This window comes from Ruegeria sp. CRTD044 (assembly GCF_059613485.1).
The window spans coordinates 24,329-37,098 of the sequence record NZ_JBXWSP010000007.1 but is presented as its reverse complement, the minus strand read 5'-3'; the positions used below and the strand labels follow the sequence as shown (position 1 = coordinate 37,098).

Below are 12,770 nucleotides of genomic sequence, written 5' to 3'. Positions count from 1 at the left end.
CTCCGGGGGCCTAGCGATGGCCGAACAGCTTCCGCTGGATATCCCGGCCGATCCGAAACTGGCTCAGAACATCACCCATTTCGCGCGCGCTTTGCGCAAGGCCGGGCTGCCGATCGGCCCCGGCCGCGTGGTCGACGCCATCCGCGCAGTGCAGGCGGCGGGCTTCACCCGCAAGCAGGATTTCTACTGGACCCTGCACGCCTGTTTCGTGAACCGGCCCGAGCATCGCACCGTGTTTGCCCAGATCTTCCGCCTGTACTGGCGCGATCCGCGGTACCTGGAGCACATGATGTCGATGATGCTGCCGGCCATTCGTGGCGTTCAGGAGGAACGCATGGCCGAGCCGGGCGAAAAACGCGCGGCGGAGGCCCTGCTGGACGGTGTCGAACGGGACGAGCCCAAGGGCGTCGAGCAAGAAGGCGAAAGCGAAATCGAGATTGACGCCACGCAGACCGCCTCGTCCGAGGAACGGCTGCGGTCGCTGGATTTCGAACAGATGAGCACCGCCGAAACCGCTCAGGCCAAGCGCATTCTGGCGCGGCTGCAACTGCCTGTGGACCCGATCGCCTCGCGCCGGGGTCAGGCCAGCCATCTGGGTCAGCGGATCGACAGGGCGCGCACATTGCGCGCGGCCATGCGTCAGGGCGGCGAACTGCGACAGATTGCGCTGGTCAAACCGAAACCGCGCTGGCCCAATCTGATCGCGCTGTGTGACATCTCGGGGTCGATGAGCCAGTACAGCCGGATTATCCTGCACTTCCTGCACACGGTCTCGAACGCCAAGGGGGCCGGCTGGGCCAAGGTGCATGCGTTCACCTTCGGCACGCGACTGACAAACATCACGCGGCACCTGCATCAGCGCGACGTCGATGCGGCGCTGGCCGCTGCCGGGGCCGAGGCGCAGGATTGGGAGGGCGGCACGCGCATCGGCGAATGCCTGCACCAGTTCAACCGCGACTGGTCGCGCCGGGTTATGGGGCAGGGGGCCGTCGTGCTGCTGATCACCGACGGGCTGGAACGGGGTGATCCCGATCTGCTGGAAAAAGAGATTGAACGCCTGCACCTGTCGGCCCGGCGGCTGATCTGGTTGAACCCGCTGCTGCGCTGGGACGGGTTCGCGCCAAAGGCCCAAGGTGTCGCCACCATGCTGCCGCATGTGGACAGCTTCCGCGCCGGTCATTCGATTGCATCGCTTGAGGATCTGGCCGTCGTGATTTCACGACCCGACGACCAGGGAGAGAAAGCGCGGTTGTTGGCCGCGCTTACAAGCTGACGTCACTGCAGCTGCTTTTCGTTGCACTCGCGCGCCATTTCCATGGCCTTGTAGGTGCCGGTCAGATCGACGGTGAAGCCAAAGGATTTCTCGGGGAATACCGCCATTACCTTTTGCTTGGCCAGGTCGTCGGCGAATTGCGGGTCGTCCGACAGGACATAGCCGCCGGAATACCCCTTGGTGATGTTGCCCTTCATTCCGGTTGCCTCGCCGACATACAGGTTGTCGCCCAGCAGGATCGCGACGGCCTCCTTGTCTCCGCGCTTGATGTCGGTTTCCGCCTTGGTAAAGACACCGACATATCCCACGCTGCGGTCTTCGGTCAGACCCATCTGCACCACGTTCTCGGCATCATCGACCGCTTCGATCAGGCATGACTTCTTTTCCTTGTCGACAAAGACCTTCCAGCCCTCGACCTCTCCGTAGCGTTCGAAAGTGTCGGCCCAGGCGCTGCCTGCAATCAATGCCGCTGCGCCGATGGTTAGTGTAAATATCTGTTTCAAGACATTGTCTCCTTTACGAAATCTCTTGCGTCAATTCGGCCGCAAGTCGGGCCTGCCCGCAGGCTAGTCGGCGTGCGAAAAACAATCAAATGTTTGATTGTCTGTCGCGGACTTCGGCCGAAACCTGCCTTCAGCGTCACATGAAGAACCAAGTTGGCGGGGTCGGTGTCCGAGATAATCCACCAGAGAACGTGCTCCTTGCTTTTCATCGCGTCAATCCTGCTTATGTTGATGCGAACCACCGCGGGAGGGTCCGATGGACAGATTTGACAACAGTCCGGAAACGGCATTGGCGTGGTTTCGCGAAGGTCGCGGCGCGGTTCTGGCGACGGTCGTTGAAACCTGGGGCAGTGCACCTCGGCGGGTGGGGGCCCAGTTGGTCATTGCCGGTGATGGTCGAATCGAAGGCTCGGTCTCGGGCGGCTGTGTCGAAGGCGCGGTGATCGTCGAGGCGCTTGAAGCCATCGAAGAAGGCGAGGCGCGCCTGCTGGAATTCGGCGTCACCGACGAGGATGCCTTTGCCGTCGGGCTGGCCTGCGGCGGTACGATCCGGGTTCTGGTCGAGCCGGTGGGCTCGGTCCTGCCCGAACCGATGCTGGCCGAACTGGTGGCGGCGCGGGCGCGGCGCGAGCCCGTGGCCTATGAGGTCAATGTCGAAACCGGCCACCGCGCGCTGCGGCGCAACGCCTATGCGGACCGGCTGCGCATGGATCGCTCGGGGTTTGAAGAAGATGGTCGGACCTTCGTGGCCGTGCACAACCCGCCGCTGCGGTTGATCGTGGTGGGCGCGGTCCATATCGCTCAGGCGCTGGTCCCGATGGCGCGGATCGCGGGCTATGACCCGATCATCATCGATCCGCGCGAGGCGTTTGCGTCCAAAACCCGTTTTCCCGGTGAAAAGCTGCTGAAAGACTGGCCGGACGAGGCCGTGGCTAGCATCGGTCTGGACGCGCGCACGGCGATGGTTCTGCTGACCCACGACCCCAAGCTGGATGATCCGGCCCTGCAGGCCGCGCTGAACTCGGACGTGTTCTATATCGGCGCGTTGGGGTCGTCGCGCACCCATGCCAAACGGGTGCAGCGGATGACCGAGGCGGGCTTTTCGGCAGCGCAGTTGCAGCGCATCCACGGGCCGATTGGTCTGGATATCGGCGCGGCCGGACCGGCCGAGATTGCCGTTTCCGTCATTGCGCAGATGACGGCCGTGCTGCGGGGCAAGGCATGAAGTTCGGCCCTGTACCGGTTGCGGACGCGAGGGGCGCGATCCTTGCGCACTCGGTCATGGCGGGTACGAAAAAGTTGCGCAAGGGAATGATGCTGGACGATACGCATGTCGCCCTGTTGGCCGAGGCGGGCGTGTCCGAGGTGGTGGTCGCGCGGCTGGAACCCGGCGACTGTCACGAGGACGAGGCCGCGCGCCATTTGGCTGCGGCACTGACCCCGGATCCGAAGCGGGCCAACTTGCGCGTGACCGAGCCGTTCACGGGGCGCGTCAACCTGATTGCGGATCACGCGGGCGTGGCCCTTCTGGACGTTGTGGCTCTGCTGGCGTTCAATCAGGTCAATCCGATGATTACGGTGGCCACCGTTCCTCAGCACCAGCAGATGGGTGCGGGTGGCATGGTTGCCACGATCAAGGTCATTTCCTACGCGGTGCCGCTGGCGGACGTTCAGCGTGCGGCCGAGCTGGCCAGGGGGGCCATTCGCCTGGCCAAGCCGATATTTGGCAGCGCCGGGTTGGTGGTGACCGACATCCCCGGCGGGCCGCCCAATGACAAGGGCATCGCCGCGATGCGCGGCCGGGTCGAGGCCCTGGGTCTGAGCCTGGACGACGTGCAGATCGTTCCGCATGCGGTTGATGCTCTGGCGCAGGCATTGACCCGGATGAATACCGATATCGTCATGATCCTGACCGGCTCGGCGACTTCCGATGTCGAGGACGTGGCGCCGCAGGCCGTTCGGCGCGCGGGAGGGCAGGTGGACCGTTTCGGCATGCCGGTTGACCCGGGCAACCTGTTGTTTCTCGGGGCTTTGGGCAAGCGGCCGGTTATCGGTTTGCCGGGATGCGCACGCTCGCCCGCGTTGAACGGGGCCGACTGGGTGCTGTCGCGGGTCGCCTGCGGCATCCCGACCACGGGAGCCTATATCGCGGCGATGGGCGTCGGTGGTCTGCTCAAGGAAATCCCGACCCGTCCGCAACCCCGGGCCAAACGCAAAGTGACGTAACGGCAGTTTCGCCCCGCTGGCGACCTGCGATACATGTTGGCAGTTGGCTCCCAAGAGACGGGTTGGAAACGGCCAAGATTTTTGTTCTCAAACGACTTTTCCCGTGTTTAACTCGGGCCAAGGATAAATACGAAAATGGGAGGAACTTATGACACAGGTCTCAATGACCGTGAACGGAAAGACCGTGAGCGGTGATGTCGAAGGCCGGACGCTGCTGTCCAGTTTTTTGCGCGATCACCTGTCGCTGACCGGTACCCATGTGGGCTGTGACACGGCCCAATGCGGCGCCTGCGTGGTTCATGTGAACGGCGCGGCGGTCAAGTCCTGCAACATGCTGGCGCTCGAAGCCGAAGGGGCCGATGTCGGCACCATCGAGGGGCAGGCCGACCCGGACGGATCGCTGAACGTGATCCAGCAGGCGTTCCAGGATCATCACGGCCTGCAATGCGGTTTCTGCACGCCCGGCATGGTGATGTCGGCTGCGGCCCTGCTGAAGGAAAACCCGCGCCCGACCGAGGCCGAAATCCGCAAATACCTGGAAGGCAACCTGTGCCGCTGCACCGGGTACCACAACATCGTCAAGGCGATCATGGCCGCGTCCGGCCAGGACGTCAGCCACATCGCCGCCGAGTGATGCCGCTGCGGGCGTGACTGAAAGCGCCCGTGGGTTGACAGGGATGCGCCCAAGCATCCGTTTATGGGAGGAGAACAAGCAATGCCCAAAGACAGTGGCATCGGAGCCAGTTCCAAGCGCCGCGAGGACGTGCGCTTTTTGACCGGAGCGGGCAATTACACCGACGACATCAATATCCGCGGTCAGGCCTATGTGTATTTTCTGCGATCCGACATCGCGCATGGCCGGATCAAAAGCATCGACACGTCCGCCGCCGAGTCCATGCCCGGCGTAGTCCGGGTGTTTACCGGCAAGGATTTCGAAGGCGTGGGCGGCATGCCCTGCGGCTGGGAGGTGACCGACAAGCACGGCGCGCCCATGCAGGAACCGCCGCACCCGATCCTTGCGCAAGGCAAGGTGCGCCATGTGGGCGACCCGATCGCGGCCGTCGTGGCCGACAGCCTGGAACAGGCCCGCGACGCGGCCGAGGCGATCGACGTCGACATCGAGGAACTGCCCGCCGTTCTGGACATGAAAGCCGCCGCCGAAGAGGGCGCGCCGCTGGTCCATGACGATCTGAAGAACAACATCTGCTATGACTGGCAGCTGGGCGAGGCCGACGATGCCAAGGTGAACGAGGTGTTCGCCAATGCGGCGCATGTCACCACCTTGGAACTGGTGAACAACCGTCTGGTCGCCAACCCGATGGAGCCGCGCGTGGCCGTGGCGGAATACAGCCGGGGCACGGATGAATACACGCTCTATACCACCTCGCAGAACCCGCATGTGATCCGACTGCTGATGTGTGCCTTCGTGCTGGGCTTGCCCGAGCACAAGGTCCGCGTCGTGGCTCCGGATGTGGGTGGCGGTTTTGGCACCAAGATCTTCCACTACGCAGAAGAGGCGTTCTGCACCTTCGCCGCCAAGGCTTGCAACCGCCCGGTGAAGTGGACGGCCAGTCGGTCCGAGGCGTTCATGTCGGATGCACAGGGACGCGACCATGTCAGCAAGATCGAGCTGGCGCTGGATGCCGACAACAATTTCGTCGGGCTGCGGACAAATACTTTTGCCAATCTGGGCGCGTATCTGTCGACGTTTTCCAGCTCGGTGCCGACCTGGCTGCACGGGACGCTGATGGCGGGCAACTACAAGACGCCGGTCATTCAGGTGAATGTGCGGGCGATGTTCACCAACACCGTGCCGGTGGATGCCTATCGCGGTGCAGGCCGCCCCGAGGCGACCTATCAGCTGGAGCGCGTGATCGACAAAGCCGCGCGCGAGCTGGGTGTCGATCCGGTGGCGCTGCGCCGGCAGAACTTCATCACGCAGTTCCCCTATGACACGCCGGTGGCGCTGACCTATGACACCGGCGACTACAACGGCACCATGGACAAGCTGGAACAGGCCGCCGATTTCGCCGGCTTCCCGGCACGTCGCGCCGAAAGCGAGGCGCGGGGCAAGCTGCGCGGCCTGGGCGTGAACTGCTATATCGAGGCCTGCGGCATCGCGCCCTCGAACATCGTGGGGATGCTGGGTGCGCGTGCGGGCCTGTATGACGCCGCAACCGTGCGGGTGAACGCCACCGGCTCTATCAGCGTCATGGTCGGGGCGCACAGCCACGGGCAGGGGCACGAGACGGCCTTTCCGCAGGTCGTGGCCGACATGATCGGCATCGACGAGTCGATGGTTGAAATCGTGCACGGCGATACCTCGAAGATCCCGTTCGGCATGGGCACCTATGGGTCGCGCTCGCTGGCGGTTTGTGGATCGGCGATGGTCAAGGCGACCGAGAAGGTGATCGACAAGGCCAAGAAGATCGCGGCGCACCTGCTGGAGGCGTCCGAGGCCGATATCGAGCTGAAGGATGGCCAGTTCACCGTGGCCGGCACCGACAAGTCGGTGGCCTGGGGCGATGTAACCCTGACGGCCTATGTTCCGCACAACTTCCCGCTTGAGGTCGAGCCGGGGCTGGAGGAGACCGCGTTCTATGATCCGGCCAACTTTACCTTCCCGGCCGGTGCCTATGCCTGCGAGGTGGAGGTTGACCTCGAGACCGGGCAGGTGACCATCGAACGGTTCACCGCGGCGGATGATTTCGGCAACATCATCAACCCGATGATCGTCGACGGCCAGGTGCATGGTGGCATCGGACAGGGGATCGGTCAGGCCTTGTTGGAGAACTGCGTCTATGACGAGAACGGCCAACTGCTGAGCGCGTCCTTCATGGACTATGCCATGCCGCGGGCCGATGACGTGCCGTTCTATACCGTCGATCATTCCAGCCAGACGCCGTGCACGCACAATCCGTTGGGCGTGAAGGGCTGCGGCGAGGCCGGGGCGATTGGATCGCCGCCTGCGGTGGTCAATGCCGTGATCGATGCGCTGAACTCGGGTGGCAAGGCGGTGGACCACATCGACATGCCGGTCAGCCCCTCGCGCGTTTGGGCAGCGATGAACAGCTGAGTGGAGAGGTTGGACCGCGAGGGGTCAGCCCCTCGCGCTCCCCGGTCAATCAAATGCCAGATGAAGGGCGGTTCCGCGCCTTTCGGAAAGGAAAAGCGAAATGTACAATTTCGAGTTCAAGAACCCCTCGACCATTGCTGATGCGGTTGCCGCGTTGGCGGGAGAGGATGCACAGGCGTTGGGGGGCGGTCAGACCCTGATCCCGACGATGAAGCAGAGACTGGCCTCACCCGCGACGCTGGTGAGCCTGGGTGGCATTCCCGAGTTGAAGGGCGTCTGCATCGAAGATGATGGGTCGATTTCGATTGGAGCGGCAACCACGCATGCCACGGTGGCGGCAGAAGTTGCGGGCAAGTATCCCGCACTGGCTGATTTGGCGGGGCATATCGGTGATCCCGCTGTTCGCAACAGGGGCACGATAGGCGGGTCCTTGGCCAACAACGATCCGGCGGCCTGCTACCCTGCAGCTGCATTGGGGTCAGGCGCGACCATTCGTACGAATGCGCGCGAAATCGCTGCGGATGACTTCTTTCAGGGCATGTTCACGACAGCACTGGACGAGGGCGAACTGATAACGACGGTCCGGTTCCCGGTACCGCAGGCAGCAAGCTACCAGAAGTTTCTGCAGCCTGCCTCGCGCTTTGCGCTGGTGGGGGTTTTCCTTGCCCGCTTTGCGGACGGGGTGCGCGTTGCCGTGACCGGAGCCAGCGAAGACGGCGTGTTCCGTTGGAGCGAAGCCGAGCAGGCGTTGAGCAAGGAGTTCCGGCCCGATGCCCTTATGGATCTTCGGGTCAACCCGATGAACATGATCGGAGATCTGCACGGCAGCAAAGACTACCGCGCCCATCTGGTTGGTGTCATGACCCGGCGGGCGGTTCAGGCCTGCATGTGACGCGGTCGCAGTGACTGCTTTGAGCCCCGGACGTGTTCCGGGGCTTATTTCTTTTTTGCCACACGCGGAAGCCTTTTGGGCTGCCAGTAGGCTCCGGCATCCTCGCGCGCTTTCTGATAGTCCTGAACCCGGTGATAAGCCGCGTCGCCCTTGATTGCGAAAAGGTGGCTCAGAAGAACTTCGAGAACGGCCATCGCTCCGGAGAAGCTGGAGAACTGATGCTGAGATCGGGTGCTGACGGTCAGCGTCACGTCCGCCTCAACCCCCGGGGCAATGACATCGCTGTCAGCGAGCAGAACAACGCGCATACCCCTTTCCCGGGCAAACCGGATGGCACGTATCGTGTCAGCAGAATAGGGATGAACGGTGATCGCGAACAGGCAGTCGGTTTCGCCCGCGCTCAGAAGGTCGTCGATGGCCGAGCCCATATGCCTGGGGATCAACTGCATTCCCGGGTGGGCCATGCGTCCGGCGTAGTGGAAGTAATAGGCCAAGGCATAGCTTGCGCGGGTTGCAGTGACCAAGCACTGGGGAGCATCGGACATTAGTGTGACTGCGGATCTGACCTTGCCCGGGTCCAGCTGGCGCAACGAACGTGACACAACGTTCATCTCGTTGCGGGCATAGTTGGCCTGTGCCGACGCAAAGGCATCGCCGGCATTCAACTGGGTCAGCCAATCCCGGCTGAGGCGATCTTCGCTATCTGTGACAAGATCCCTCCGGAAAGGGCGGCGGAAGGCTTCGAAGCCATCAAAACCAAGATGCTGTGCCAGCCGAACGATCACGTTTGTGCTGACGCCGATCTTTTCGGCAGACACGCGGATGGAGTCGATTCCGAAATCGCCCGGATGGTCGATGATGTATTTTGTTGCGGCCTGCAATTGGGTCGGCAAATGGTCGATCTCTCGGCGCAGCCGACCCATCAGGTGGTGAGTAGGGGGTGTCATGATGGGAGAAAAACAAATGTTTTGATCTATGCAAGAGAAAAACAACCTCACACGAGCTAAGCACGCAAGAAACCGATAGGATGATTCAATGTCTGACACACAGGCTTCGTCGCTTCCGTATGTTTTGGTCGCACCGAACGGTGCACGACGCGGTCATGCGGATCACCCCGCCTTGCCGGTTTCGACCGGTGAGATTGTGGAAACGGCCATTGCCTGCCACGCGGCCGGGGCAAACGGGTTGCACCTGCATGTCAGGGATGGGCAGGGCGCGCATTCTCTGGATGCAGGGCGCTATCGGGAGGCTATGGCCGAGCTTGCCCGAACCGTGCCCACGATGGATGTTCAGATCACGACCGAGGCCGCCGGTATCTACGACGTTTCTGCGCAGTTGGAGTGCCTGGAGCAGGTGGCCCCGAAATGGGCCTCGATCTCGGTTCGGGAAATTGCGCGCGCGCCCGATCTGGCCCCGCGGGTTTATAGGCTGTGCGCGGAACAGGGAACTCGGGTGCAGCATATCCTGTACGATTCGACGGATGCGGATCTGCTGGAGCGATGGCAGTCGGATGGGATCGTGCGGCGCGAGCAGGAAGACCGCTTGCTGGTGCTGGGACGCTATGCCACCGGGCAGGAATCCCAACCGGCGGATCTGGAGGCCTTTCCCGCTGCTCGTACGCCTTGGATGGTTTGTGCGTTCGGGCGTCTGGAACACGCCTGTCTGGCGGCTGCCGCCGCTCGTGGCGGCGATGTCAGGGTCGGTTTTGAGAACAGCCTGACGAACTCGGATGGAACCCGATGGACGGACAACGCGACCTCGGTCGCGGCGTTGATCGCTTTGCTGAAAGGACACTGACATGAGCCATGTTTTTCCGCGCCACACCAAGGCGGAATTGCCGATCGCTGTCGGCGGTGACGGGTGCTATTTGATCGACGCACAGGGCAAACGGTATCTCGACTGCGGGGATGCGGCCGTGTCGTGTCTGGGACATTCAAACCCGGCAGTGATCCACGCGGTGCAGGAGCAGGTCCAGAAGATCGCTTTTGCCCATACTGGTTTCATGACCTCGGAACCGGCCGAAGCCCTAGCAGATCTGCTGATCCAGCACGCGCCCGGATCGTTGGACCGGGTCTATTTCGTGTCCGGTGGGTCCGAGGCGACCGAGGCCGCGATCAAGCTGGCGCGCCAGTACTTCCTGGAAATCGGGCAATCCGAGCGGTCTCGGGTCATCGCACGGCGGCAGAGCTATCATGGCAATACGCTGGGCGCGCTTTCAGCGGGCGGAAATGCATGGCGACGGGCCCAATTCGCACCGATGCTGATCGAGATGAGCCATATCGCGCCCTGCTACGAATATGCCGAAAAGCCCGAAGGAGAGAGCAGCTATGACTATGGTCAACGCGTGGCGACCGAGCTTGAGGTGGAGATCAAGCGGCTGGGACCCGAGACCGTGATGGCGTTTATGGCGGAACCGGTGGTCGGGGCCACGTTGGGCGCCGTCCCCGCGGTCGAGGGGTATTACAAGCGAATCCGCGAAATCTGTGATCAATACGGCGTGTTGTTGATCCTGGACGAGGTCATGTGCGGCATGGGCCGGACCGGCCATCTGTTTGCCTGCGACCACGATGGAGTTGCGCCAGATATTCTTTGCATTGCCAAGGGCTTGGGGGCTGGATATCAACCCATCGGTGCCACGCTGTGCACGGATCGGATTTATGACGCCATCCGAAATGGCTCGGGTTTCTTTCAGCACGGCCATACCTATGTCGGGCACCCGGTCGCCACAGCTGCAGCTCTCGCCGTGGTGACAGAGCTTACCTCGCGCGATTTGCCGGCCCGTGCCCGCAACATGGGTGACAAACTGCAAGCCAAACTCGAAGCAGCCTTCGGCCAGCATCCCAATGTAGGGGACATCCGTGGTCGGGGCCTGTTCCGGGGCATCGAACTGGTTGCTGACAGAGATATGCGCGAACCGTTTGACCCGACCCGGGGAGTGGCGTCCAAGATCAAAAAAGCCGCCGTCGAAGCAGGGTTGATCTGCTATCCGATGTCCGGAACACGCGACGGCAGGAGAGGAGACCATGTGCTTCTGGCCCCGCCATTCATCATCGAAGAGCCGCAGTTGCACGAACTGGTGGACAAGCTGTCGGTTGCGATTTCCAAAGCAATCTGACACGCCGTTCTGAATGTGACCCACAAACAAAAAAGCTCCCTCGAACGAGGGAGCTTTGGTCACTCGGATGCATGTGCCGTCACTTCTGGGGAAGAGGTCCGATCATCATGATCATCTGGCGGCCTTCCATCTTCGGCATGTTTTCGATCTTGCCGATTTCTTTGATGTCTTCCGCCACGCGCTCAAGCAGTTCACGTCCAAGGTTCTGGTGCGCCATTTCCCGACCGCGGAAGCGCAGAGTCACTTTGACCTTGTCGCCATTCTCGAGAAACTTGAAAACGTTCCGCATCTTGACGTCGTAGTCATGCGTATCGGTGTTGGGCCGGAACTTGACCTCTTTCACCTCGATGATCTTCTGTTTCTTGCGGGCTTCGGCTTCGCGCTTCTGCGTTTCGTACTTGAACTTGCCAAAGTCCATGATCTTGCAGACCGGCGGATTCGCGTTGGGCGAGATCTCGACCAGATCAAGACCGGCATCGGCCGCCATCTGCATGGCCTTGGCGGGATGAACCACCCCGACATTCTCACCTTCGGCGCCGATCAGGCGAATTTCGGGGGCACGGATCTTTTCATTGACGCGCGGGCCGGTGTCGCGTTGCGGCGGCGCGTTGTGAGGTCTGCGAGCTATGGGTTCATTCCTTTGATAATTGCAGAATTTCGAGCCCGGAATTTAAACTGAGACCCTGCGTCTTTCAAGCGGGATAACGCGGGCCAGGTGCGAAAATCTCTGCCCCCGCCGCGCGAAAGGCAGCGGCCGGCGCATGGAGCGCCGGCCGGGTTCGATCTCAGCCGACAAAGGCCTTTTCGATCACGAACTCCTTGGGGTCGGAATTGGCGCCTTCGCGCAGGCCGAATTCTTCAAGAATGGCCTTGATGTCGTGGTTGAAGGCCAGGCTGCCGCAGACCATGGCGCGGTCGGTCTCGGGCTTGATGCCGCCTTCGATGCCCAGGTCTTTGAAAACAGTTCCGTCCTTCAGCAGGTCGGTGATCCGGCCCATCTTGGGGCTCTGTTCGCGGGTGGTCGTCGGGTAATAGCGGATCTTGTCGGCAAAACCTTCGCCGATCAGTTCGGCCAGCAACTCGTCCTTGCGGGTGCTTTCGATCAGCTGGCGGCCATATTCCAGTTCCGCCACCTCGCGGCAGGTGTGGGTGATGATGACCTCATCGTATTCCTCATAGGTCTGCGGCTCGCGCAGCAGCGAAGCAAACGGGGCAAACCCGGTTCCGGTGGCAAAGAACCACAGGCGCTTGCCCGGCAGCAGTGCATCATGCACCAGCGTACCCACAGGTTTGGGCCGCAGAATGATCTGATCGCCGGGCTGGATATGCTGCAGTTTCGAGGTCAGCGGGCCGTCTTGCACCTTGATCGAATAGAATTCCAGTTCCTCGTCCCACGACGGCGACGCGATCGAATAGGCGCGCAGCAACGGCTTCCCGTTGTCGCCCAAGAGGCCGATCATAACGAATTCGCCCGAGCGGAAGCGCAGCGATTGCGGACGCGTGACCTTGAACGAAAACAGGCGGTCGGTCCAGTGTTTCACTTCCAGAACGGTCTGGGCGTCCGGCAGGACGGGGGCCTTCACGGCGGTGGCTTCGGTCACGGGCTTCATCTCTGTCATCGTTTCACTACCGGTCTGGTAAACCGGCATCTCCGTTTAAGCTTTGATCCAGGTCAGGAAAAGGGG

General features: G+C 62.0%; 12 protein-coding genes. 8 read left to right on the top strand and 4 right to left on the bottom strand.

Going from position 1 to position 12,770, the window contains the following annotated elements:
• Positions 1-16 precede the first annotated feature (16 nt).
• Positions 17-1,273 (top strand): vWA domain-containing protein, encoded by a 1,257-nt coding sequence (locus tag AC2FNL_RS07930; protein WP_496833054.1) that lies wholly within the window; start codon positions 17-19, stop codon positions 1,271-1,273.
• 2 nt (positions 1,274-1,275) lie between these two features.
• Here AC2FNL_RS07930 and AC2FNL_RS07925 read toward each other — a convergent pair whose 3' ends face one another.
• On the bottom strand, positions 1,276-1,776 hold the full coding sequence (locus AC2FNL_RS07925; RefSeq protein WP_093961916.1) for a hypothetical protein: 501 nt from the start codon (positions 1,774-1,776) through the stop codon (positions 1,276-1,278).
• Positions 1,777-2,032: 256 nt separating this feature from the next.
• Here AC2FNL_RS07925 and AC2FNL_RS07920 point away from each other — a divergent pair, with 256 nt between their 5' ends.
• The 5 genes from AC2FNL_RS07920 to AC2FNL_RS07900 all read left to right on the top strand — a co-directional run bounded on the left by AC2FNL_RS07920 (position 2,033) and on the right by AC2FNL_RS07900 (position 7,970).
• Positions 2,033-3,001: an XdhC family protein gene (locus AC2FNL_RS07920; RefSeq protein WP_496833053.1), complete on the top strand. Its 969-nt coding sequence runs from the start codon at positions 2,033-2,035 to the stop codon at positions 2,999-3,001.
• Positions 2,998-4,002 (top strand): molybdopterin-binding protein, encoded by a 1,005-nt coding sequence (locus tag AC2FNL_RS07915; RefSeq protein ID WP_496833052.1) that lies wholly within the window; start codon positions 2,998-3,000, stop codon positions 4,000-4,002. The genes AC2FNL_RS07920 and AC2FNL_RS07915 overlap by 4 nt, the downstream gene beginning before the upstream one ends.
• 148 nt (positions 4,003-4,150) lie before the next feature.
• Entirely contained in the window at positions 4,151-4,636 is a 486-nt protein-coding gene (locus AC2FNL_RS07910; protein ID WP_496833051.1) for a (2Fe-2S)-binding protein, read from the top strand.
• A gap of 81 nt (positions 4,637-4,717) precedes the next feature.
• Positions 4,718-7,078 carry a xanthine dehydrogenase family protein molybdopterin-binding subunit gene (locus AC2FNL_RS07905; protein ID WP_496833050.1) on the top strand — a complete coding sequence of 787 codons (2,361 nt, stop codon included), beginning with the start codon at positions 4,718-4,720 and terminating at the stop codon, positions 7,076-7,078.
• Positions 7,079-7,178: 100 nt separating this feature from the next.
• The gene (locus AC2FNL_RS07900; RefSeq protein WP_170600664.1) at positions 7,179-7,970 is read left to right on the top strand and encodes an FAD binding domain-containing protein; all 792 of its coding nucleotides are present in this window, start codon (positions 7,179-7,181) and stop codon (positions 7,968-7,970) included.
• 44 nt (positions 7,971-8,014) lie between these two features.
• Here the strand turns inward: AC2FNL_RS07900 and AC2FNL_RS07895 are convergent, their stop codons facing one another.
• Positions 8,015-8,917, bottom strand: coding sequence for a MurR/RpiR family transcriptional regulator (locus AC2FNL_RS07895; protein WP_496833049.1), 903 nt, complete (start codon positions 8,915-8,917; stop codon positions 8,015-8,017).
• A gap of 88 nt (positions 8,918-9,005) precedes the next feature.
• Between AC2FNL_RS07895 and AC2FNL_RS07890 the strand changes: the two genes are divergently transcribed.
• Together AC2FNL_RS07890 and AC2FNL_RS07885 are read left to right on the top strand one after the other, a co-directional pair.
• Complete coding sequence (locus AC2FNL_RS07890) at positions 9,006-9,767, top strand: beta-keto acid cleavage family enzyme (protein ID WP_496833048.1); 762 nt, start codon at positions 9,006-9,008, stop codon at positions 9,765-9,767.
• Between the two features lies 1 nt (position 9,768).
• Positions 9,769-11,085 carry an aspartate aminotransferase family protein gene (locus tag AC2FNL_RS07885; protein ID WP_496833047.1) on the top strand — a complete coding sequence of 439 codons (1,317 nt, stop codon included), beginning with the start codon at positions 9,769-9,771 and terminating at the stop codon, positions 11,083-11,085.
• A gap of 79 nt (positions 11,086-11,164) precedes the next feature.
• Here AC2FNL_RS07885 and infC read toward each other — a convergent pair whose 3' ends face one another.
• Both infC and AC2FNL_RS07875 read right to left on the bottom strand, forming a co-directional pair.
• On the bottom strand, positions 11,165-11,626 hold the full coding sequence (gene infC, locus AC2FNL_RS07880) for a translation initiation factor IF-3 (RefSeq protein ID WP_254920153.1): 462 nt from the start codon (positions 11,624-11,626) through the stop codon (positions 11,165-11,167).
• A 244-nt stretch (positions 11,627-11,870) separates the two neighbouring features.
• A complete protein-coding gene (locus AC2FNL_RS07875; RefSeq protein ID WP_496833046.1) occupies positions 11,871-12,704 on the bottom strand; it encodes a ferredoxin--NADP reductase in 834 nt (277 codons plus the stop codon).
• Between the last annotated feature and the right edge of the window lie 66 nt (positions 12,705-12,770).

Excerpts from the sequence above, each read along its gene's own strand:
- AC2FNL_RS07875 (WP_496833046.1), bottom strand. The coding sequence starts at position 12,704 with ATGACAGAGATGAAGCCCGTGACCGAAGCCACCGCCGTGAAGGCCCCC.
- AC2FNL_RS07900 (WP_170600664.1), top strand. The coding sequence starts at position 7,179 with ATGTACAATTTCGAGTTCAAGAACCCCTCGACCATTGCTGATGCGGTT.
- AC2FNL_RS07910 (WP_496833051.1), top strand. The coding sequence starts at position 4,151 with ATGACACAGGTCTCAATGACCGTGAACGGAAAGACCGTGAGCGGTGAT.
- AC2FNL_RS07905 (WP_496833050.1), top strand. The coding sequence starts at position 4,718 with ATGCCCAAAGACAGTGGCATCGGAGCCAGTTCCAAGCGCCGCGAGGAC.
- AC2FNL_RS07915 (WP_496833052.1), top strand. The coding sequence starts at position 2,998 with ATGAAGTTCGGCCCTGTACCGGTTGCGGACGCGAGGGGCGCGATCCTT.
- AC2FNL_RS07920 (WP_496833053.1), top strand. The coding sequence starts at position 2,033 with ATGGACAGATTTGACAACAGTCCGGAAACGGCATTGGCGTGGTTTCGC.
- AC2FNL_RS07930 (WP_496833054.1), top strand. The coding sequence starts at position 17 with ATGGCCGAACAGCTTCCGCTGGATATCCCGGCCGATCCGAAACTGGCT.
- AC2FNL_RS07895 (WP_496833049.1), bottom strand. The coding sequence starts at position 8,917 with ATGACACCCCCTACTCACCACCTGATGGGTCGGCTGCGCCGAGAGATC.
- AC2FNL_RS07890 (WP_496833048.1), top strand. The coding sequence starts at position 9,006 with ATGTCTGACACACAGGCTTCGTCGCTTCCGTATGTTTTGGTCGCACCG.
- AC2FNL_RS07885 (WP_496833047.1), top strand. The coding sequence starts at position 9,769 with ATGAGCCATGTTTTTCCGCGCCACACCAAGGCGGAATTGCCGATCGCT.